Below are 20,688 nucleotides of genomic sequence, written 5' to 3' on the forward strand. Positions count from 1 at the left end.
TTTGGATTCAAGGCGATTCACCTTTGCCGGTGGCCGCCGAGAAGGTTTTTGTGCCGAAATCGATGCTGCCGAAAAAACATATGCGGGGACTGGCGGCAATAAGCTGTTAATACTATATTTAGTGTTTGCAGCCACCATCACCACAAGATACAGGATGGCATCTCCGGGTGAAACCTCCTGTTAGAGAACGGATTGAAAGCTGGCTGCGCGTTGAAATCGCGATGCCGGGATGAGAATTTTTGCGCCCTGTTCTCATGCGGGCGCGCCAACGAATGAGGATCGGGACCATGCGCATCGAACGTCGTTTTACGAAGGCCGGCCAGTCACCCTATGCGGACATCGAATTCCGCAAGGCGACCAGCGAGATCAAGAATCCTGACGGGTCGATCGTCTTCCGCCTCGAAAACATCGATGTGCCGGCGCAGTTCTCGCAGGTCGCGGCGGACATCCTGGCGCAGAAGTATTTCCGCAAGGCCGGCGTGCCCGCCAGGCTCAAGAAGGTGGAGGAAAACGACGTTCCTTCCTTCCTGTGGCGCTCGGTACCTGACGACGCGGCGATCAAGGACCTGCCCAAGGATCAGCAGAGCGGCTCTGAAACCGATGCGCGCCAGGTCTTCGACCGCCTTGCCGGCACCTGGACCTACTGGGGCTGGAAGGGCGGCTATTTCTCGTCCGAAGAAGATGCGTCCGCCTTCTGCGACGAGCTTGCCTATATGCTTGCGACCCAGCGCGTCGCGCCGAATTCGCCGCAGTGGTTCAACACCGGCATGCACTGGGCCTACGGTATCGACGGCCCCGGCCAGGGCCACTATTATGTCGACCCCTTCACCGGCAAGCTCACCAAGTCCAAATCGGCCTATGAGCATCCGCAGCCGCATGCCTGCTTCATCCAGTCGGTCGAGGACGATCTCGTCAACGAAGGCGGCATCATGGACCTGTGGGTTCGCGAAGCCCGCCTGTTCAAATACGGCTCGGGCACCGGCTCGAACTTCTCGATGCTGCGCGCCGAGGGCGAAAAGCTCTCCGGCGGCGGCCGCTCCTCGGGCCTGATGAGCTTCCTGAAGATCGGCGACCGCGCTGCGGGCGCCATCAAGTCGGGCGGCACGACGCGCCGCGCCGCCAAGATGGTCGTCGTCGACATCGACCATCCGGATATCGAGGAATACATCAACTGGAAGGTCAAGGAAGAGCAGAAGGTTGCCGCTCTCGTTACCGGCTCGAAGATCGTCGCCAAGCACTTGAAGGCGATCATGAAGGCGACCGTCAATTGTGAAGGCGACAATGACGATTGCTTCGACCCGGCCAAGAACCCTGCCCTGAAGCGCGAAATCCGCGCCGCCAAGAAGGACCAGGTTCCGGAAAACTACGTCCAGCGCGTCATCCAGTTCGCCCGCCAGGGCTACAAGGATCTTGAATTCAAGACCTACGACACCGACTGGGATTCGGAAGCCTATCTCACCGTATCGGGCCAGAACTCCAACAACTCGGTCTCGATCAAGGACGACTTCCTGCGCGCCGTCGAGAACGATGGCGACTGGCACCTGACCGCCCGCAAGGACGGCAAGGTCGTCAAGACGCTGAAGGCCCGCGACCTCTGGGAATCCATTTCCTACGCCGCCTGGGCATCGGCCGATCCGGGCCTGCATTTCAACACGACGATGAACGACTGGCACACCAGCCCGGCTGCCGGCCCGATCCGCGCATCCAATCCGTGCTCGGAATACATGTTCCTCGACGACACGGCCTGCAACCTCGCTTCGCTGAACCTGATGACCTTCAAGGACGCGGCGACGAAGCGCATCAACATCGCCGACTACGAGCACGCCGTCCGCCTCTGGACCGTTGTCCTCGAAGTGTCCGTCATGATGGCGCAGTTCCCCTCGCGCCGCATCGCCGAACTTTCCTACGAATACCGCACGCTCGGCCTCGGCTACGCCAATATCGGCGGCCTGCTGATGTCGTCGGGCATTCCCTATGATAGCGACGAAGCCCGCGCCATCGCCGGCTCGCTGACCGCGATCATGACCGGCATCGCCTATGCGACCTCGGCCGAAATGGCCTCCGAACTCGGGACTTTCCCGATGTTCAAGCCGAACCGCGAGAACATGCTGCGCGTCATCCGCAACCATCGCCGCGCCGCCTACGGCGAGACGTCGGGCTATGAAGGCCTGTCGGTCAACCCGGTGGCGCTGATCCACTCCGAAAATCCGGACCAGGATCTCGTCGCCCATGCCAAGGCTGCCTGGGACAAGGCGCTGGAACTCGGCGAAAAGCACGGCTACCGCAACGCCCAGGCAACCGTTATCGCGCCGACCGGCACGATCGGCCTCGTCATGGATTGCGACACGACCGGCATCGAACCGGACTTCGCTCTGGTGAAGTTCAAGAAGCTTGCCGGCGGCGGCTACTTCAAGATCATCAACCGCGCCGTTCCGGAAGCACTGCGTACGCTCGGCTACTCCGAAAGCCAGATCGCCGAGATCGAGGCTTACGCCGTCGGTCACGGCAACCTGAACCAGGCCCCGGCCATCAACCCCGCTTCGCTGAAGGCCAAGGGCTTCACGGCGGAGAAGGTCGATGCCGTCAACGCCGCCCTGAAGAGCGCCTTCGACATCAAGTTCGTCTTCAACCAGTGGACCCTCGGCGCCGACTTCCTGAAGGGCACGCTGAAGGTTTCCGACGAACAGATGGCCGACATGAGCTTCAACCTGCTCGACCATCTCGGCTTCTCCAAGAAGGACATCGAGGCCGCCAACATCCATGTGTGCGGTGCGATGACGCTGGAAGGCGCTCCCTTCCTGAAGAACGCGCATCTGGCCGTCTTCGATTGCGCCAATCCCTGCGGCAAGATCGGCAAGCGCTACCTCTCGGTCGAAAGCCATATCCGCATGATGGCGGCAGCCCAGCCCTTCATCTCGGGCGCCATCTCCAAGACGATCAACATGGCGAACGAAGCAACCGTCGAGGATTGCAAGAACGCCTACATGCTCTCCTGGAAGCTCGGCCTCAAGGCCAACGCGCTTTATCGCGACGGCTCCAAGCTCAGCCAGCCGCTGAACGCCTCGCTGATCGAAGACGACAGCGACGAGGACGCGCTGGAGGAATTCCTGCAGGCGCCGGCCGCCGCACAGGCCGTCACCATTACGGAAAAGATCGTCGAGCGCGTGATCGAGAAGGTCATCCGCACGCAGGAGAAGCTGCCGGGCCGCCGCAAGGGTTACACCCAGAAGGCCAAGATCGGCGGACACACCATCTTCCTGCGCACCGGCGAGTATGACGATGGCCGTCTCGGCGAAATCTTCCTCGACATGAACAAGGAAGGTTCGGCGCTGCGCGCCTTCATCAATAACTTCGCGATTTCCGTCTCGCTCGGCCTGCAGTATGGCGTGCCGCTCGAGGAATATGTCGACGCCTTCACCTTCACCAAGTTCGAGCCGGCCGGCATCGTCACCGGCAACGACGCGATCAAGAACGCGACGTCGATCCTCGACTACGTGTTCCGTGAACTGGCGATCTCCTATCTCGGCCGTCACGACCTTGCTCATGTCGACACCTCCGACTTCAACAACACGGCGCTCGGCCGCGGCGTTTCGGAAGGCAAGGCGGATGTCGTCTCCAAGGGTCTGACCCGCGGCTACAAGCCGACGCTGGTTCCGACATCGGGCGAACGTCCCGCAGCCGAGGTCAAGGGCTCCGCAACGGCCGCCCCGGCCCGCGCCGCCTCGCTCAGCACCGTCACCGCCTTTGCCGGCAACACCGTACGCAAGCTGGAACCGGCCGGTGCCGTCTCCACCTCCGAAGTCGTCGCCTTCAAGCGCGACTATGAGGAACGCGCGAAGGAACTGGCCGAGGAGATCGCCGAGGAACTGGCAAGCGAAAGCAGCGAATCCTCAACCGGCCTCTTCACCGACAAGGCGGCAAGCGACGCGGCAACGGCGAAGACGGAAGCCAAGAAACTGGAATCCGAACGCCGCGCCCGCTCCATCATGCAGGGCTATACCGGCAACATGTGCACGGAATGCCAGAACTTCACGATGGTCCGCAACGGCACCTGCGAGAAGTGCGACACTTGCGGCGCAACGAGCGGTTGCAGCTGAGTGCCGGCCTGAGCACAGTTGAAAAGCAGACATTGGAAAGGCCCGGAAGTTCTCGCTTCCGGGCCTTTCGTTTGACGGGGTTCGTCTCGCCAGCGGGATGGAGCGTCGAAGACAGGCTACTGCGATGTATCCGCGCTTTGTGCTGTCCCGCTGATCACCGGGCAGGATTGCGGCACCGGTCGATCGAAGAGCACTGCGATGCTGCAATCCGACGTGAACATCGCTTCGTCGTCATGCCCGACGCCGGGCACCTCGACCACTTTCTGGTTGAGATCGGCCGGATGCCGCTTCTTCATGTAGTCGAAATAGGTCAGCCCGCGCGCCAGGCGGTAAGGGCCCTGCGCCATGGCGGCGCAGGAGCGATCGATGAAATGGGTGTAGGGGTTGGTGTCCGCCTCCCCCAACAGGTAAACGACATTGCGCTGGGCATATCTGGTTTCGAGAAGCTTCGGGTCCTGCGAGGACACGTATGGCGGTGCGGAGGCCAGCCCATATCGCCATTGCGTTGCGCGCGGACAGGCGGCCACCGATTGATCCGCCGGCAAAGCCGGGCGCTCATTGTCGAAATAGAGATAGCTTGACGGATTGGCGACGAGATAGCGAACGGAGATGCCCGTATTGGCCAGATCCTGCGCTTCGCGTCCTACCACGGCGTAACGCTGCACGAGCTGAGCCCCTGCCGAATGGCCCATGACGACGATGGTCTTCAGTGAAGGATACAGGCGACGATCGGCAAAATGCTGCAGCAGGGCATCGAGCGCGGAAAAGGAGCCGACCGGCGCGGGCTGACGTGCGGCATCGCCGCCTTTCCAGCCATTCTGCGTCCAGGCCAGCGTCTGCGCGGACAGGGAGAAGGCCCTGACGTCAGGCCTTGTCAGGAACTGCGGCGCGACCACCATCGTCCCCTTCGCGAGATCGCCTGCCTTGGCCAGCAACTTCTCTCCGGTCGCATAATAGGCGTCGGCATTTCGAAGTGTGCCATGGACGATGACCAGAACCTTCGTCACATCGGGCGCCACGGCATCGATTGCGTGGTCCGCATAGACGGGCAGTTCGCCCTTTCCATCCGGCGTCTCGATGAGCAGTCGCTGGTCCGCGACCTGCTTGACCGGCTCACGAAGCCGCTCATGCTCGGAGGCTGCATGCGCGAAGCCGGCTTCACCCGAGAGGCCGGCCGCGACCAATGCCGCTCCCAACAATCGGGCACAGACCCCATTCCCGATGCTTCGCAAAATCTTCATTCGCAAAACCCGATCCCGGCAGGCGATAATCATTGCATGTCCTGTCTCTTTGCCGACCTGAAGGATAGTCATCCATTCCCGATCCGGCATCTGGCAGTCTTGAAACTCGTACGGCTTCAACGCGCGAACGAACGAAAATCCGTCGCGCCATCGAAAATTTCCCGGCCGCTTCGGATGAGGTCGTTCCAATGCGTTAGACAGTCGCGTGATCTTCCATCCGCAACAGCCATGAAAACCGGCCTTTAAAGCCGCATTCTTTGCCCGAAAAGCTGCGACAGAGCGGATAACTCATGGCATAAGGCGCCAAAACTTTCTTCGGACTTCGCGTTAGACATGATTCGTATCGAGAATATCAGCAAGCAGAACAGCCATCGCATCCTCTTCATCGAGGCTTCCGCGGCCCTCAACAGGGGCGAGAGCGTCGGCCTCGTCGGCCCGAACGGCGCGGGCAAGACGACGCTTTTCCGGATGATCACCGGACAGGAACTGCCCGACGAGGGACAGGTTTCCGTCGATAAGGGCGTAACCATCGGCTATTTCAGCCAGGATGTCGGAGACATGTCCGGCCGCAGCGCCGTCTCGGAAGTGATGGAGGGCGCCGGCCCGGTCAGCGCGGTTGCCGCCGAGCTGCGCGAGCTGGAAGCCGCCATGAGCGATCCGGACCAGGCCGACAAGATGGACGAGATCATCGAGCGCTATGGCGAGGTTCAGGCGCGCTACGAGGAGCTGGACGGCTATGCGCTGGAGGGCCGCGCCCGCGAAGTGCTGGCGGGCCTGAGCTTCAGCCAGGAAATGATGGACGGCGATGTCGGCGCGCTGTCGGGCGGCTGGAAGATGCGCGTGGCGCTTGCCCGCATCCTCTTGATGCGCCCCGATGTCATGCTGCTCGACGAACCGAGCAACCATCTCGACCTCGAAAGCCTCATCTGGCTCGAACAGTTCCTGAAGGGCTATGAAGGCGCATTGCTGATGACCTCGCACGACCGCGAGTTCATGAACCGCATCGTCGGCAAGATCATCGAAATCGATGCCGGCAACCTGACCAGCTATTCGGGCGACTATGAGTTCTACGAGCAGCAGCGCGCGCAGAACGAGAAGCAGCAGCAGGCGCAATTCGAGCGCCAGCAGGCCATGCTCGCCAAGGAAATCAAGTTCATCGAGCGTTTCAAGGCGCGCGCCTCACATGCCTCGCAGGTGCAGAGCCGCGTCAAGAAGCTGGAAAAGATCGATCGCGTCGAGCCGCCGAAGCGCCGCCAGACCGTCGCCTTCGAATTCCAGCCGGCACCGCGCTCGGGCGAAGACGTGGTCGTCCTGAAGAACGTTCATAAGGGCTATGGCAGCCGCAGCATCTATGAAGGGCTTGATTTCATGGTGCGGCGGCGGGAGCGCTGGTGCATCATGGGCATCAACGGCGCCGGCAAATCCACGCTGCTGAAGCTTGTGGCCGGTTCGACGGAGCCTGACGAAGGCAGCGTCGCGCTCGGCGCCAGCGTCAAGATGGGATATTTCGCCCAGCACGCCATGGACCTGCTCGACGGAGAGCGCACCATTTTCGAAACGCTGGAGCATGAATTCCCGCAGGCCGGGCAAGGCTCCCTGCGGGCGCTCGCCGGCTGCTTCGGTTTCTCCGGCGACGACGTGGAGAAGAGATGCCGCGTGCTGTCGGGCGGCGAGAAGGCGCGGCTTGTCATGGCGATCATGCTCTTCGATCCGCCGAACCTGCTGGTGCTGGACGAGCCGACGAACCATCTCGATCTCGATACGAAAGAGATGTTGATCCAGGCGCTGTCGCAATATGAGGGCACGATGCTGTTCGTCTCGCACGACCGGCATTTCCTCGCCGCACTCTCCAACCGCGTGCTGGAACTGACGGCGGAAGGCATCCACCAATATACCGGCGGCTACACCGAGTATGTCGAGCGCACCGGCTACGAGGCCCCCGGCCTCAGGAGCTGACGGTTCGCCAAGGGGCGCTATTGCGGATCGGCAGAAGCTGCGGCACCGGCATTGATCACGGCAACGGGTGCCGTCCTGCCGCGCACGCGGATTTCGATGCGGCGGCGTGCCTCGACGGCACCGCGCTGGCCGGACGTGATGGTATCGCCGGGCAGGATAAGCTGCGCGGCGGACATCGGCAGAATGGTGGCATCCTTCAGCTTGGGATTGGCCTTGAGCACGTTGGCGACGGCAATGGCGCGGGCAAGGCCTAGCCCTGCATTGTCGGCGGGCAGCAGGGCCGATACCGGCAGCTTGCCGTCCATCGCGTTGATGATCGTGTCGTCGAGATTGGATTTTTCACGCGCCACCGGCTGCTCGTCCGTATGGCCGATCACCTCGACGATATTGGCGCCGTAGAGGCTGAGGTTGCTGGCGATTTCGTCTGTGATCGTCGTGCTGAGCAACTGGGCGAAGGTGCCGGTGAGCTCGGCGCTTCCCGACTGGAAATAGTTCTTCTTGGCATCGTCGAGATTGATGATGGGCGGCCAGTCGTGCGTGCCCTTCCCGCTCCCATTTTCGGCCAGCAGCTGGTTGATCTGGTCCGGCGCTGCCGTGAGCGGGATGCCATGCTCCTTCAGAGTGGCGGCAACCTTGGAAAGCGATTGCAGATCGGCCGCTGTCGCACCCTGATCGATGATGCTGTCGAGCGTCTCCTTCGCCAGCACCAGCTCACGCCATTGCTTGTCCACCACGGCCTTGTCGGCTGCGGAAAGATCGCCGGAGACGACCTTCGATTGCAGCAACACGATCTCGACTGCCTGCTCGGCCCGCTTCTTCTCCAGCAATGCGACCTGCTGTTCGGCTTTCACAAGCTTGCGCTCGACCTCGTAGCGCCGGTTTCTTTCCGCCGAAATCATGGCGGCGGCCACGAGCAGCAGACAGAAGACCAGAAGCAGCATGGATTCGGCCATGGTCAGGCCAAGGATAAGGCCGCGATTGTAGCCCTTGTGCTCCAGCTTCGGCGCGCTGTCCGAGCCTCCCGCTACCATAGATGCCACCAGTGTTTTCGCGGCACCGCTTCGTTTTCGGAGGCAGCATCGTCAGGTTCGGCCGCTGCGGATCTTGGCAAGGGCGCCTGCCCCATCGCTTCGGCCATGCGCCCGATCGCCACTTCGATATTGCGCAACGGCTGCAATTGCGCCTCCGACATCTCCTTGATGGCAGCGATCGCCGGCGCCAGCTCCGCCCGCACCAGATCCTCCGGCGAGCGGATCTCCTCCAGCTTCTTGCCGACATTTTCGACGGCGGCGCCGAAGGTTCCGATGATCTCCGAAAGCTGCGATGTCGTCGCCGTCAGCTGGGCGGCTGCGTCGTTGATCGGGGTCACCGCCTGCCTCGCCAATGTCTCCAGGATCTTGTTGATCTCCTGGCCGTTGCGCTCGGCCTGATGCGCGATCTCCTCGAACCCCTCCGACAGCATCTGATTGCTGACACGCCGATAGTGAGAGAACTCGCGCGACGAGGAATCCAGTTCCGTGCGCACGCGCCGCGTCATCTCGGCAAGTTCGTGGCGCACGCTGCGCTCGATGTCGATCGGGTCGCGCCGCATCTGGTTGAAGAGGATGCGCAGCGTCACCCCGGCAATGGTCGAGGTGACGGCGATGCCGAAATTGCGGACGATGGTCTCGATCGATGTTTCGCCGGCAAAGAGATAGAGCGATACGCCAAGGCTCGACAGGGTGAAGAGAAAACCCATGTAGTAGAGATTGTCGCCCGCCTGCTCGTTGTGCAGCCGGAATCCCGCGACCGCAAGCGACACGACGAAGTAGATCGCCATCAGCGCCAGCGGAACGCCGGTGACGACCGGCAGCGACCAGCCCAGGAGCTTCGACGACCAGATGAAGACCATGCCGCCGATGGTGATGGAGGCGAAAAGCACCATCGGCCCGTAATCCCGGAAGAGATATCTCGCGTCGGTGCCAGCCATCAGCGTATCCCCTCCAACCGCACGAAGCCGTCGAAATAACCGTTGTTGTTCTTGATCCACTGCGCCCAGAAGTTGGCGAGATCCTCCATGCCGAACTTCATGTTCGGCCTTTGGAAGGCGAGGATCCTGACCGTGACACCATCCAGCGACGTGCGAAAGCGGTCGTTTGCCGGGCTCTGCTGATATTTCTTGTAGGAGACGCCATCCCGGTAGTTCGAGAAGGCGGCGGTATGCTCGATCATATCGGAGGCGATGTAAAGGCGCTTTGGGATGCCGCCAGGCGCGCTGGCAAAGACCTCCAGATTGATCTTCTGGATGGCCGCCATGATCGGTGACAGCCTGCCGGATTCGCCGGCACTCAGCTTGCCGGCGATATCGGCAAGCGGCTTCTGGAAGCCCTTTTCCCATCGGGCCTGCGCCAGACGCGGATTGCTGGTCCATTCATCGACGTTGGCACCGCTTCCGGGATTGCAGCCGTGGAAGGTCTGGATCAGCTCGCCCTCCTTTTCGGTGAGCGCATAGATATCGACCGCGCCGCCGACCGGCACGTCCGCCACGATCTTCTGGAACTGGTTGCGCAGATCGAGCGCCGTCGTATCCGAGATCGGATCGGTGACGTCGAGCAGGATCGCCGTTTCCGCCTTCGCGCCGTCCACCGGGCAGAGCGATGCTTGGTCGACGGCGACATTGCCGTTCGCCTTGTAGCGCAGCCAGCCATAGGCGCCGACGATGCCAAGGGAGAGCACGGCGAGACACACCGTTGCGATGATGAGACCGGCGGAACCGCCGCGCCGGCTACGCCGCTTGCGTCGCGCCAAGGATGCTCTCCGGGAAAAGATTGTCGAGCTGATGATATTTCTCGATAGCGCGCTCGAATTCGTCGCCGATCCGCTTAATCTGGTCCGACAATTCCGCCTGAGCGCTCTGGATGCGCGAGCCCAGCACCTTGTCGTCCCATTCCTCTTCGCTGCGAATGACCGGCGTCAGGCGCTCCATCCTGTAGGCGGTGTTGAAGTAGGATGGCGCAGGCTCCGTACGGGCGGCCCGGTCGGCGTCGCGGTAAGAGGTGAGCAGCACATTGGCCGCGCGCTCAAGATGGTTCTGGTGCTCGGCAAAAAGGCCCGCCGTTCTGGCCCGATGAGCGATGATGGCCGCCGTTTCCTGTCGGCGCAGCGAGAGATCGCGGATGATTTCCTCGATCTTGCTGTTGTGCTCGTCGCGAATCTCGCGGAGATCATCGATCAGATCGAGCTTGCGATCGATATAATTATCCCTGGCCGCATCGAGGCGCTTCTGCACGCCGGCAAAGCCAGGATAGGGGTCGGTCAGATAGCAGCCGTCGATGAAGGCGACGAGCGAGAACATCAGGCCGATGGCGAAGAGCATCCACGAATTCAATTCCTGAAGCCCGAGCGGAGCCGTCTTCAGACGCTGGATCACCTCGGCGCCGGCCCCGCTCAAAATCGTCGCCGAAACCTCGCGATAATGCGCCAGCACAATGTTGATGCCCAATGCCACGGCGACATAGGCGACGAGCCCAAGCAGGCCGAGCAGCTTCAGCGTATAGGATCGATGCACCAGGAAGCGGACGCAAAAGAAGGAAAACATCAACGCCGCGCCGATGTTCAGGAAGGCAAAGGCGGCTGCTTCGGTCACGCCGCCGACGATGCCCTGCTCGCTGCCCTTGGCCAGAAAGCTGCCGTTCATCACCATTTCGACAAGGACGAGGAAGACGATGAGCGAAACCTTGAAGCCCCATGCCGCCTTGCTGGAGACCTTCGCGGCGCGCTGCAGCCTGTGCGTGGCCTTGAAACCCACCATCTCATCTTCGGCGGTTTTCAGCTTGCGGCGCAGGCCGTGCAGTTCGTCGACGCCGCTCGCCGCCTCAGCCTTGAAATCCGAGACGCTGGAGGCATTCGCCTGCCGGATCAGCCCGAACTGGCCCTCGAAATCGAGGTTGCGCAGACGGCTGTCGAAGGTCTGGAACTGGTCCTCGAGGATCTGGTAGGAGCTTTTCTTTTCCGCCTCGACCCAGGCGACGATGCGCTGCTCCGTCTCGTCATGCGACTGCGCATCCGGCGGCGGCCGGTTTTGCCGACCGGCGGCTGCTCCCTTCTCCTTCAGATCGAGGGTCGTGCCGAGTTTCTCGATATCGACGACAGGAAAAACGTCCGTCGAGGCACGGAAATCATGGCTGGTCTCCCGAACGCTGTTCCAGAGACGGTTGAGGGCTTCGAAACGCAACGATCTTCCCCGGCGAATTCATCAACTTAGAAAGGACAATTGACAAATCGATACCGCACCGGTTGTCCACGGTCCAGAGCGATGTGATGAAGGTTAGGATGCGATTGTGGTAAAGACTAGCCCGAGCCCGTGGCGATCTAAAAACACTCGCTTCAATGAGGGCGACTGCTGCCATGCCGGGCGATTGCGTCTACACCCCGACCGTGTTCGGGGTAATTTTCCAGAACCCCGCGCGGCGCAGCCCCTCGCTATAGATATCGCGCTGCCATTGTTCCTTGAACGGCATGACGGAAACCCAGCGATCGACATCGAAACCGGGATTGGTTTGATGGATGCGCCGCACGAAGAAGCCGGCCCTTTCCTCTTCTCCGAGCATGGCCCAGCTCGCTGCGGAAACCCGGTCCGCCAGGCGGGAATCGGCCATCCGGCCGATATAATCCAGAGCGGTCTCGAAGCGGCCGAGCGTGTAGCTGGCCACGGAAGCGGTCCAAAGATAGGTGTCGGGGCTGACCGGATTGAGCGCGATCGCACTTTCTATCTTCGTCAGCGCAAGCTCCGGCCGCGATGAATGGAGCAGCGCTTCGGCGTGGTCGGCAATGATGCCGGCGTGGCCCGGATTGAGCGCTTCGGCCAGTTGCAGCGCCTCGATGCTCTCGTCGTTTTCCCGCTGAAAGGTCCTCGTCATGCCGAACTCGCGATAGCCGTCGGCGATATCCCGCCGAGCTGCGATGGCCTGCATGGCGTAATTTTCCGCCTCGTCCAGCAGGGCCGCGTCGCTGCCCGAGGTCAGCACCCACTCCTTGGAATAGGTCCGGGCAATCGAACTCAAGGCAGGAGCGAAATGGCCGCTGCCCCGCAATGCCGCCTCCAGTTCCGACCGCGCTTTTCTCAGGTTCGGGATCGAGAGGCGATCCAGGTAGCGCCTGCCGGCGAGATAGCGATGATAGGCCGTCGGGTTTTCGGCGAAGTGGGACTTCATCATCTCCCGGCGCTCGATCTGCCCTGCAAGGGACAATACGATATGACGCGTGACCGTCTGCCTCTGCTCTTCGGACGGCGACTGCCCAAGGCTCGTGCGCTCTGCCCAGACGATTTCATCGCTGGCCGCCTCGACCAGTTGCAAGAACAGCAGCGGGCCGTCGTCCCGCACGCTGAGGCGCATCTCGAGAATGTAGGAGCGGTCCCATTGGTCGAACGTCGCGGCGGCACCCTCGCCAACCTTGCCGATCCGGACCGCCGTGTTGCGGCCCGCAATGTCCAGGCTGTCCAGCGCGCAGAAGCCGATGGTGATATCGTTCACAAGGGACGAGGCATCATACCCTATATCTTGCCTCTCCGCGGATGGGAGTAGGAGTAGAGGTATCCGGACCCTCGCCCGCCCAGCCGACGCTCTTTCATGACGGAGATTGGCGCCTTCAGCCTGCGCCACCAAAATGTCCTCTTGCCGCAGCGACCATGAACCGAGCAGCTCGGCACGCTGCTCGAAGGTCTGCCTGAAATACGCCACCTCGCCCGCCGCATCGAATATCCGCAGCAGGATGTGATGAATATCCCGATCTTCCGGGTCGACACCCAGGACAAGAAGCGCCGCTTCCTTCACCAGCGCGACATCATCGTTTGCGGTCGCTTCCGCGGCGGCGGCTGTCAACGCTTTCTTCAGCACATCGACATGTCTGCGTCTTTGCGCCTCGCGCCAATGAACGAAAACCGCGCTTTGGCAATCGATCCCCTGCAGGAACTGCGCCTCGAGCGTTTTCGCCAGCAGTTTCAATCTCGCAAACATCGGCTCGGCCTGCTCCCCGCGGGCAAACCAAAGATCGGAGGTCGAGGGCGGCGTTTCGAGTTCGACGACGGTTTCGCTGAAACGAAGAAACGACCTGCCAAGCGCTTCCTGGCGGGCCCTTACGCGCGAAACCAGCTTGCGCAGATTGACTTTTGCGCTGCCATTGTCGTCTCCCCACAACAGCCGGGCGATCGCGCTGCGTGACGCGCGCGCCGTTGGCTCCAGCATCAGATAGACCAGGATCAACAGGCCCTTTTCCGGAAACGCAACCTCGCGACCGTCGCTGTCCAGAAGTTGCAGGCTGCCAAATGCATTCAGTGAAAACATGATCCTGTTCACAAAATCCACGCGAGACCACGCTGGCGGAAAAACCTCTTCCTTTTTACCGGCGGCTCTCATTCGGGCTCGGATGAGCGTGGTGAAATTCCCATAAGCCTGTAGTGTGTAGGAAGGTCCGGCGATTTTCAATTCCAATTGCCTCCAACCCGACAGCCCTTCGCCAAATCGAAAACGCGACATATCTTTTCAAAACACGCGATCTCATTCGGAGCATCAAGCCATGACGTCTTCCCCCTTCAAGAACATCTGCATCTACGGCGCCGGCGCGCTGGGTGGCGCGATCGCCACGAAGCTCGCTTCCGCCAAGGGAGCGCAGACGCAGATTTCCGTCGTCGCGCGTGGTGCTCACCTGGATGCCATCCGCTCGGGCGGCCTGAGCCTGTGGGAATCCGGTGCGAACAGCCCCCTTGTCGCGCAGATGACGGCAACGGCCGATGCCGGCGAATTGCCGCCGCAGGATCTCGTCATCACCGGGCTCAAAGGTCATCAGCTTGCCGCCGCCGTTCCCGGAATTGCCAAACTGCTGCATTCGGGGACCCGCGTCGTGATGATCCTCAACGGCGTGCCGTGGTGGTATTTTCATCGGGACCGGCAGAGCGGCCATGCCGAATACCAGATGGAAGAACTCGATCCGAACGGCGATCTCTGGCGCCTGATCGGGCCCGAGCGCGTCATCGGCTGCGTTGCCTATCAGGGAGCGGAGGTCATCGCGCCCGGCGAGGTCAAGCTCAGCAACAGCGGCCACTTCATCCTTGGCGAGCCTTCCGGCGAGACAACGGCGGATATCGAAGCCATAGCGGCGCTTCTTCGGCAGGCCGGCGTCAACATCTCCATTTCCTCGCGCATTCGCGACGATATCTGGAGCAAGCTGATGGGCAACGCCGCCTTCAATCCGATCAGTGCGCTCACCCGCGGCTTGATGTCCGACATCATGGAAGATCCCGCGCTGGCGGCGATGGTCGGCCAGGTGATGGGCGAGGTCAAAGCCGTTGCGGAGGCATTGGGATCGCAAGTCGCCATGTCCGTGGAAGAGCGGCTTGATCGCTCGCGCCAGATCGGCCCCGTGCGCACGTCGATGCTGCAGGATCTGCTTGCCGGCAAGGCACTGGAAATCACGCCGCTCGTCGGTGTCGTCGTGTCGCTCGGCAAGCTCGTGAACGTACCGACACCAATTTCCGCGACGATCCTGGCGCTGGTGACGCAACTCGACCGCAAGAACCAGCAGGACGCGGGCTGACTGGAGATCGAGGGCGCGCGAAGAGCCCTCCGACTTTCCGGCAATGGGCCACAGGCCTATTGCCGGATCAATTGCGGGTATGGCGGCTCTTTATATCTCCCTTACTTCTTCACCTTTGGCTGCGAATGGATTTCCTATGAACGGCGGCGTTACGCTTGCGGCGAAATATGGAGATCGACCCCATGCTCGACACGCACGCACCCAATCTGACGGAATCCATCCGTGTCCTGGTCCACAACAGCGATGAGAGACGTCACCGCACCGCGGCAGCGGTGCCGGGCGTAAAAAACCGGTGCAAACGCTCGCCCCACAATCGGCAAGTTCGCGAAAAACGCACCTTTCAGGCCATGTTCGCCTTCGGGCTTCTGCTCGGCGGCCTCGAGCTGTTCATCGTGCTGCACTATCTTTGAGATTTCGCCGACATGAGTAGACCGACTTTTCAGAGACGCATCGGCGGTGCGATGACCGCCCTTGTCACGCCTTTTCGAGATGGCATTTTCGATGGCGTCGATATGATGGCGCATATCGAATGGCAGTTGCTGAGCGGGATCGACGGCCTTCTGGTCTGTTCCCTGACGGGCGAGGGTCCGACGCTGACAGAGGCCGAACGCATCCGCGCCATCGAGATCTGCATCGAACTTTCCGACGACAAGGTGCCCGTCATCGTCGCGACCGGGACCAATGACACGGCCACGACCATAGAGGAAACGATCCAGGCGCAGCGGCTCGGCGCCGACGCCGCCTTCGTGACGGTTCCCTATTATTCCAAGCCGACGCAAAACGGTGTCATTCACCATTTCGAACAGCTCGCGGCGCGGACCGAGCTGCCCATCATCGTCCACAATCAGCCATCGCATACCGCGATCGACCTCACCCCTGCGACGGTCGCGCGGTTGGCGGAAATTCGAGGGATCGTAGGGATCGCCGATGGCAGCGGCGATGTCTCGCGCCTCGATCTCTGGCGTTCCTTGCTGCCGGAGCGATTCGGCCTCTACACGTCGAACGACGCCTGCGCGCTCGCCTTTACCGCTGCCGGCGGCAACGGCTGCTTTTCCGGCGCATCCAATATCGTCCCGCGGCTCTTTCATTCCATGCAGCATTCGGCCATTTGTGGAAACATCAGCGCGTCCCGATCCATCGACGAGCGGCTGCAACCCTTGCTCGGCGCACTCGCACGCGAAAGCGAGCCGACAACGGTCAAGTACGCCCTGTCACTGGTCAGGGATATCGAGGCGGATATGCGTTTGCCGTTGGTCGGCGTCGCCGATGAGACGGCAGCGGCCATCCGGGCGGCAATCACACCGTTTCAGCTCGACGGCAGCGGACGGTTCGCGTCCCGCCATGCCTATCGCCTGGGATTGTGAAACCGCTTCATCCCTATGAAATTTTTATATTTTTGCCGTTTCAGGCAAATGGAAATCCTAGCAACTCCCTCATAGATTCAAGAGCGTAGCACCGGAAAGGGTCTTGTCGGACCGGCGGTGCTGGTGACACGGAAAGGAACCATGATGTCACGCTACAGGCATGTCGGCCTATCAGCCGATCCCCTTCAACGCCCTCGTGCCGCGGGCTTCGCAACGAGCGAGCGGCACATCTCTTCGGATGCACTGCTGGACGGGCTTCGCTCCGTCGCTCCACGCCTCGGGCTTGTTCTCCTGATCGCCGGCGCCCTGCAAATCGCGCTGCGCCTGACCGGACATTGAGTGAAATCGCAGAGATCCAAGAGGAAGAATACAATGGCAAACGCACAGCATATTCAGCGTCGCTCGGCTCATAGTCCGCTCTCGCCGGCTCCCGCTCGCTTCATCATCGGCCGGGACCGCCGTGGCGGCTGGATCGTTCAGGACAGGATGGGCCTCGTCGGCGGCCTGTTCCGCAACGAAGCGGCCGCCCTGCACTTCGCGGCTGAAGAATGCAACCATAATCCGGCCGACATCTGCCTTGCGCCCGAAGGCGCCATCCTCGACCTGGACGGCTTCGCGGTCCACTCCTCCAACCTGCACTAGCCCTGCCCGATCGCGGGCTTCGACAGCTGCGGCATCCGGCCGAACGCTTCCTTAACCCGCCTTCGGTAGGCTTCCAGGCCGGGTGTCCCAGAAAATAGAAACACGATGTCGAAGCCTGCCTTCCGCTACAGCCACTATGATCTCAAGGAACAACGCGCCGGTACGGTGATTGAAATCACGCTATCGGCCGTCGCCAATGTCCGGTTGATGAACAGCTCGAATTTCGAGCGATTTACCGAGACGCTCAAGCATCAATTCCTGGGCGGCGTCGCCAAGAAATCACCGATTCGACTGAGCATTCCGGAGGCCGGCCATTGGCATCTGGTCGTCGATATGGAAGGGCACAAGAGCCTGGCGGAATCGAGCGTGAAAATGGTCGACAAGACGGCTGCTCCCCGCATACAGAAAGCACCGCAGGACGTCGCCGACAGGTGATGCGCAGATCAGCGCTCGCCGCGCTCCTTGCGCAGCTTCGCCCACCAGTCCAGCCGCTTGCGGATTTCGCGCTCGAAGCCGCGCTCCGGCGGATCGTAAAAGGTCTGGCGACCCATTTTCTCGGGAAAGTAATTCTGGCCTGAAAAGGCATCCGGCTCGTCGTGATCGTAACGATAGCCGTCGCCATATCCTTCGGTGCGCATCAGCTTGGTGGGTGCATTGAGGATGTGCTTCGGCGGCAGGAGCGAGCCATTCTGCTTGGCGGCCTGCGTCGCTGCCTTGAAGGCCGTGTAGACGGCATTGGATTTCGGCGCGGTCGCAAGATAGACGCAGGCCTGCGCCAGCGCCAATTCACCTTCCGGCGACCCCAGATAATCATAGGCATCCTTGGCCGCGTTGCAGATTACCAGAGCTTGCGGATCGGCAAGGCCGATATCTTCGACCGCCATGCGCACCAGCCGGCGGCCGAGATAGAGCGGATCCTCGCCGGCATCGAACATGCGCGCGAGGTAGTAAAGTGCTGCGTCGGGGTCTGAGCCGCGAACCGATTTATGCAGCGCCGAGATCAGATTGTAGTGCCCGTCCTGCGCCTTGTCATAGACCGGTGCGCGGCGCTGGACGATCTTGACCAGCATATCGGGATCGAAAAGCTCGTCCTTGCGCGCCGCGCGCCAGACTTCCTCCGCCAACGTCAGAACCGAGCGGCCGTCGCCGTCGGCCATGCGGATCAGGCTGGCCCTGGCATCCTCCGTCAGCGGCAGCGGCTTGCCCTCTACCGCTTCGGCGCGGCGCAGCAGCTCCTCCAGGCTTTCCTCGTCATGCGAGCGGAATGTCAGAACGCGGGCGCGAGAGAGAAGAGCGGCATTGAGCTCGAAGGACGGATTTTCGGTCGTCGCTCCCACCAGAATGACGGTGCCGTCTTCCATCACGGGCAGGAAGCTATCCTGCTGCGCGCGATTGAAGCGATGGATCTCATCGACGAAAAGCAGGGTCTGGCGGCCGTCCATGCGGCGCAGACGCGCCGTCTCGAACACCTTCTTCAGATCGGCGACACCGGAAAAGATCGCCGAAATCTGTTCGAAGGCAAGGCCCGCCTCGCCCGAAAGCAACCGCGCGACCGTCGTCTTGCCGGTGCCGGGAGGCCCCCAGAAGATCATGGAGCCGAGAGAACCCGCCTCGATCATCCGGCGCAGCACGCCATCCTCACCCGTCAAATGCGGCTGGCCGGTGACTTCGGCCAATGTTTGCGGCCGCAGACGATCGGCCAGAGGCCGCTTGTTGGCGACCTCCTCCGGTATCCGCGGTGCAAACAGGTCATCGCTCATCGGAAGAACTGCCGGATGCGCTGGCCGTCGCGCTCGATTTCGACGCGCCAGAAGCTTGGGTTGGAGGTAACGGTCTTCTGAAGGATCTCCGTGGTGTTGATGGTGACGCCATTGATGGAGATGACGATATCGCGCGCGGCAAATCCGAGGCGATCGGCCGGCGAGTTCGGCTTCAGGCTCTCGATGACGACGCCCGTGGAATCCGGGGGCATGTGCAGATCATCGGCAACGCGCGGCGAGAGATTGGCAACGGTCGCGCCGGAGAACGGATTGTTGCCCTCGATCACCCGTTCGTCGCGCGGCGTGGATTCGGGCGCCGCGGCAAGCGTCATCGTGGTCTCGTGTTCCTTGCCATTGTCCAGCACGGTCAACGACACCGTCGCGCCGAGACCGGCCGTGGTCAGGCGGTAGCCGAGCGCGTCGGGATGCTCGATGGAGATGTTGTTCAGCGCCGTAATGACCTCGCCCGGCTTGAGCCCGGCCTTGGCCGCCGGGCCGCCATCGACCACCTTGGTCACCAGCGCACCGCGCACCTTGTCCAGGCCAAGCGCTTCGGCGACATCGGATGTCACGGGCTCGAAGGAGGCGCCGATATAGGGGCGCTCGAAGGATTTGTCGCCACGATCGGCTGCGGCAAGGAAGACCTTGACCAGATTGGCGGGGATGGCGAAGCCAATGCCGTTGGAGCCGCCGCCCTGGGAAAAGATCGCCGTATTGAGCCCGATCAGCTCGCCGGTCATGTTGACGAGCGCGCCGCCCGAATTGCCGGGGTTGATCGAGGCATCGGTCTGGATGAAGAAGCCAACCTCGTTCTTCACCTGATTGCGGGCGAGCGCCGAAACGATGCCGCTCGTCACCGTCTGCCCGACACCGAAGGGATTGCCGATCGCCAGCACGAGATCGCCGACCTCGATGCCATCGGAGTTGCCGAGGGGCAGGATGGGGAAGGTCTCGTTCTTCGACTCGATCTTCAGCACCGCGAGATCGACCCGATCGTCCTTCAGAATGACCTTGCACGGAAACTCGCGGCCATCCGAAAGCGCGATCTTGATATCGTCGGCACCATCAACGACGTGGTTGTTGGTGATGACCGTGCCGTTTGCCTCCACGATGACGCCCGAACCCAGCGACGATTGCTTCTCGGTGCGATTCGGCATGCGCTGGCCGAAGAACTGCTCGAAGAAGGGATCGCCGGCAAAGGGAGACTGACGCTGCACCACGCGCTCGGCATAGACGTTCACCACGGCACCGGACGTCTGCTTGACGAGCGGGGCGAAGGAAAGCTGCATCTGCGTCTGGCTTTGTGGCAACGTCTTCGCCGTCTGGGCCTGAACGGAAAGCGGCATCGCCATGACGAGGGCAATCATCGAAACGGCAGCGCGCTTCAGGAGGACATGCATGGAGGTTTCCCTTTTTAATTCTCTTTAAACAACGTTGTAGCGCCCGACGCTAGAAAGAAAAGAGGGCGGAAGCATGAAGCATAAATGGACGTTTGCGGCGATAAAAAATAGGCTCGTTGAACAAAAACATGCTGTCATGCATTTCGCGTTGGGAATCGTGAAAAGGGAACCAGACATGCGATCGAACCATCTTGCCGCCATCTTCGTCTTCACCTTCGTCATGGCCGGCACCTCCCATGCCGCAAGCTTCGATTGCGAGGCGCAGACCCTGAAGCCGGACGAGAAGACGATATGCGATGTCCGGGCACTCAACGATGCCGATGTGAAGATGGTGACGACCTTCGATCTGCTCTCCGGCCTGCTCGCCATGGGCGCGCGCGGCACGATGCAGGATCAGCAGACGGAATGGCTGAAGAAACGGCAAGCCTGTGGCGCCGATGTCGCCTGCCTCACTTCGTCCTACGAGGAGCGCCTGAAGGTGCTGAACGACACCTACAAGCAGATCAATCGGCCGCTGTAAGGGCTTGGTTTGCAATGGCTTAAGGGCTTACGCCGAAAATGTCCCCTCTCCCCGCCTGCGGGGGAGAGGGCTAGGGTGAGGGGCAAGCGCGCATCAGGCAGACTATGCTTTCGCGGCAAATCTCCTGAAAGCCCCT

Annotated in this window: 17 protein-coding genes; 9 read left to right on the forward strand and 8 right to left on the reverse strand. The window is 61.5% G+C overall.

The features are described 5' to 3' along the window. The first annotated feature begins 287 nt into the window (after positions 1-287). Positions 288-4,097, forward strand: a complete 3,810-nt coding sequence (locus tag GR212_RS08215; protein WP_163986012.1) for a vitamin B12-dependent ribonucleotide reductase — start codon at positions 288-290, stop codon at positions 4,095-4,097. A gap of 116 nt (positions 4,098-4,213) precedes the next feature. On the opposite strand, the gene GR212_RS08220 is transcribed toward GR212_RS08215, so the two are convergent. Then, positions 4,214-5,338 carry an alpha/beta fold hydrolase gene (locus GR212_RS08220; RefSeq protein ID WP_163986013.1) on the reverse strand — a complete coding sequence of 375 codons (1,125 nt, stop codon included), beginning with the start codon at positions 5,336-5,338 and terminating at the stop codon, positions 4,214-4,216. Positions 5,339-5,671: 333 nt separating this feature from the next. On the opposite strand from GR212_RS08220, the gene GR212_RS08225 reads away from it, so the two are divergent. After that, positions 5,672-7,294 (forward strand): ABC-F family ATP-binding cassette domain-containing protein, encoded by a 1,623-nt coding sequence (locus tag GR212_RS08225; RefSeq protein ID WP_163986016.1) that lies wholly within the window; start codon positions 5,672-5,674, stop codon positions 7,292-7,294. A 17-nt stretch (positions 7,295-7,311) separates the two neighbouring features. Here GR212_RS08225 and GR212_RS08230 read toward each other — a convergent pair whose 3' ends face one another. The 5 genes from GR212_RS08230 to GR212_RS08250 form a co-directional block, all read right to left on the reverse strand. Continuing rightward, complete coding sequence (locus GR212_RS08230; RefSeq protein ID WP_163986324.1) at positions 7,312-8,325, reverse strand: OmpA family protein; 1,014 nt, start codon at positions 8,323-8,325, stop codon at positions 7,312-7,314. After that, complete coding sequence (locus GR212_RS08235; protein WP_163986017.1) at positions 8,319-9,263, reverse strand: hypothetical protein; 945 nt, start codon at positions 9,261-9,263, stop codon at positions 8,319-8,321. The genes GR212_RS08230 and GR212_RS08235 overlap by 7 nt, the downstream gene beginning before the upstream one ends. Then, a complete protein-coding gene (locus GR212_RS08240; protein ID WP_163986019.1) occupies positions 9,263-10,081 on the reverse strand; it encodes a hypothetical protein in 819 nt (272 codons plus the stop codon). Before GR212_RS08240 ends, GR212_RS08235 begins: the two co-directional genes overlap by 1 nt. Beyond that, positions 10,059-11,507, reverse strand: a complete 1,449-nt coding sequence (locus GR212_RS08245) for a hypothetical protein (RefSeq protein ID WP_163986021.1) — start codon at positions 11,505-11,507, stop codon at positions 10,059-10,061. The genes GR212_RS08240 and GR212_RS08245 overlap by 23 nt, the downstream gene beginning before the upstream one ends. Before the next feature lie 190 nt (positions 11,508-11,697). Then, positions 11,698-13,617 carry a hypothetical protein gene (locus GR212_RS08250; RefSeq protein ID WP_163986023.1) on the reverse strand — a complete coding sequence of 640 codons (1,920 nt, stop codon included), beginning with the start codon at positions 13,615-13,617 and terminating at the stop codon, positions 11,698-11,700. A 232-nt stretch (positions 13,618-13,849) separates the two neighbouring features. Here GR212_RS08250 and GR212_RS08255 point away from each other — a divergent pair, with 232 nt between their 5' ends. The 6 genes from GR212_RS08255 to GR212_RS08280 all read left to right on the forward strand — a co-directional run bounded on the left by GR212_RS08255 (position 13,850) and on the right by GR212_RS08280 (position 17,307). Next, positions 13,850-14,866 (forward strand): ketopantoate reductase family protein, encoded by a 1,017-nt coding sequence (locus GR212_RS08255; RefSeq protein WP_163986024.1) that lies wholly within the window; start codon positions 13,850-13,852, stop codon positions 14,864-14,866. Positions 14,867-15,048: 182 nt separating this feature from the next. Further along, on the forward strand, positions 15,049-15,276 hold the full coding sequence (locus GR212_RS08260; RefSeq protein WP_163985748.1) for a hypothetical protein: 228 nt from the start codon (positions 15,049-15,051) through the stop codon (positions 15,274-15,276). A gap of 12 nt (positions 15,277-15,288) precedes the next feature. Next, the gene (dapA, locus tag GR212_RS08265) at positions 15,289-16,230 is read left to right on the forward strand and encodes a 4-hydroxy-tetrahydrodipicolinate synthase (protein ID WP_163986026.1); all 942 of its coding nucleotides are present in this window, start codon (positions 15,289-15,291) and stop codon (positions 16,228-16,230) included. Between the two features lie 141 nt (positions 16,231-16,371). Further along, positions 16,372-16,569 (forward strand): hypothetical protein, encoded by a 198-nt coding sequence (locus tag GR212_RS08270; RefSeq protein ID WP_163986028.1) that lies wholly within the window; start codon positions 16,372-16,374, stop codon positions 16,567-16,569. 33 nt (positions 16,570-16,602) lie between these two features. Beyond that, positions 16,603-16,872 carry a hypothetical protein gene (locus GR212_RS08275; protein WP_163986030.1) on the forward strand — a complete coding sequence of 90 codons (270 nt, stop codon included), beginning with the start codon at positions 16,603-16,605 and terminating at the stop codon, positions 16,870-16,872. Between the two features lie 105 nt (positions 16,873-16,977). Next, complete coding sequence (locus GR212_RS08280) at positions 16,978-17,307, forward strand: DUF1883 domain-containing protein (protein WP_163986033.1); 330 nt, start codon at positions 16,978-16,980, stop codon at positions 17,305-17,307. A gap of 8 nt (positions 17,308-17,315) precedes the next feature. On the opposite strand, the gene GR212_RS08285 is transcribed toward GR212_RS08280, so the two are convergent. Together GR212_RS08285 and GR212_RS08290 are read right to left on the reverse strand one after the other, a co-directional pair. After that, positions 17,316-18,632, reverse strand: a complete 1,317-nt coding sequence (locus GR212_RS08285; RefSeq protein ID WP_163986034.1) for a replication-associated recombination protein A — start codon at positions 18,630-18,632, stop codon at positions 17,316-17,318. Next, a complete protein-coding gene (locus GR212_RS08290) occupies positions 18,629-20,032 on the reverse strand; it encodes a DegQ family serine endoprotease (RefSeq protein WP_163986036.1) in 1,404 nt (467 codons plus the stop codon). The genes GR212_RS08285 and GR212_RS08290 overlap by 4 nt, the downstream gene beginning before the upstream one ends. A 175-nt stretch (positions 20,033-20,207) precedes the next feature. Between GR212_RS08290 and GR212_RS08295 the strand changes: the two genes are divergently transcribed. Next, positions 20,208-20,552: a lysozyme inhibitor LprI family protein gene (locus tag GR212_RS08295; protein ID WP_163986038.1), complete on the forward strand. Its 345-nt coding sequence runs from the start codon at positions 20,208-20,210 to the stop codon at positions 20,550-20,552. The last annotated feature ends 136 nt before the right edge of the window (positions 20,553-20,688 follow it).

It is taken from the genome of Martinezella lusitana, from assembly GCF_010668395.1.
Lineage (GTDB): Bacteria > Pseudomonadota > Alphaproteobacteria > Rhizobiales > Rhizobiaceae > Rhizobium > Rhizobium lusitanum_A.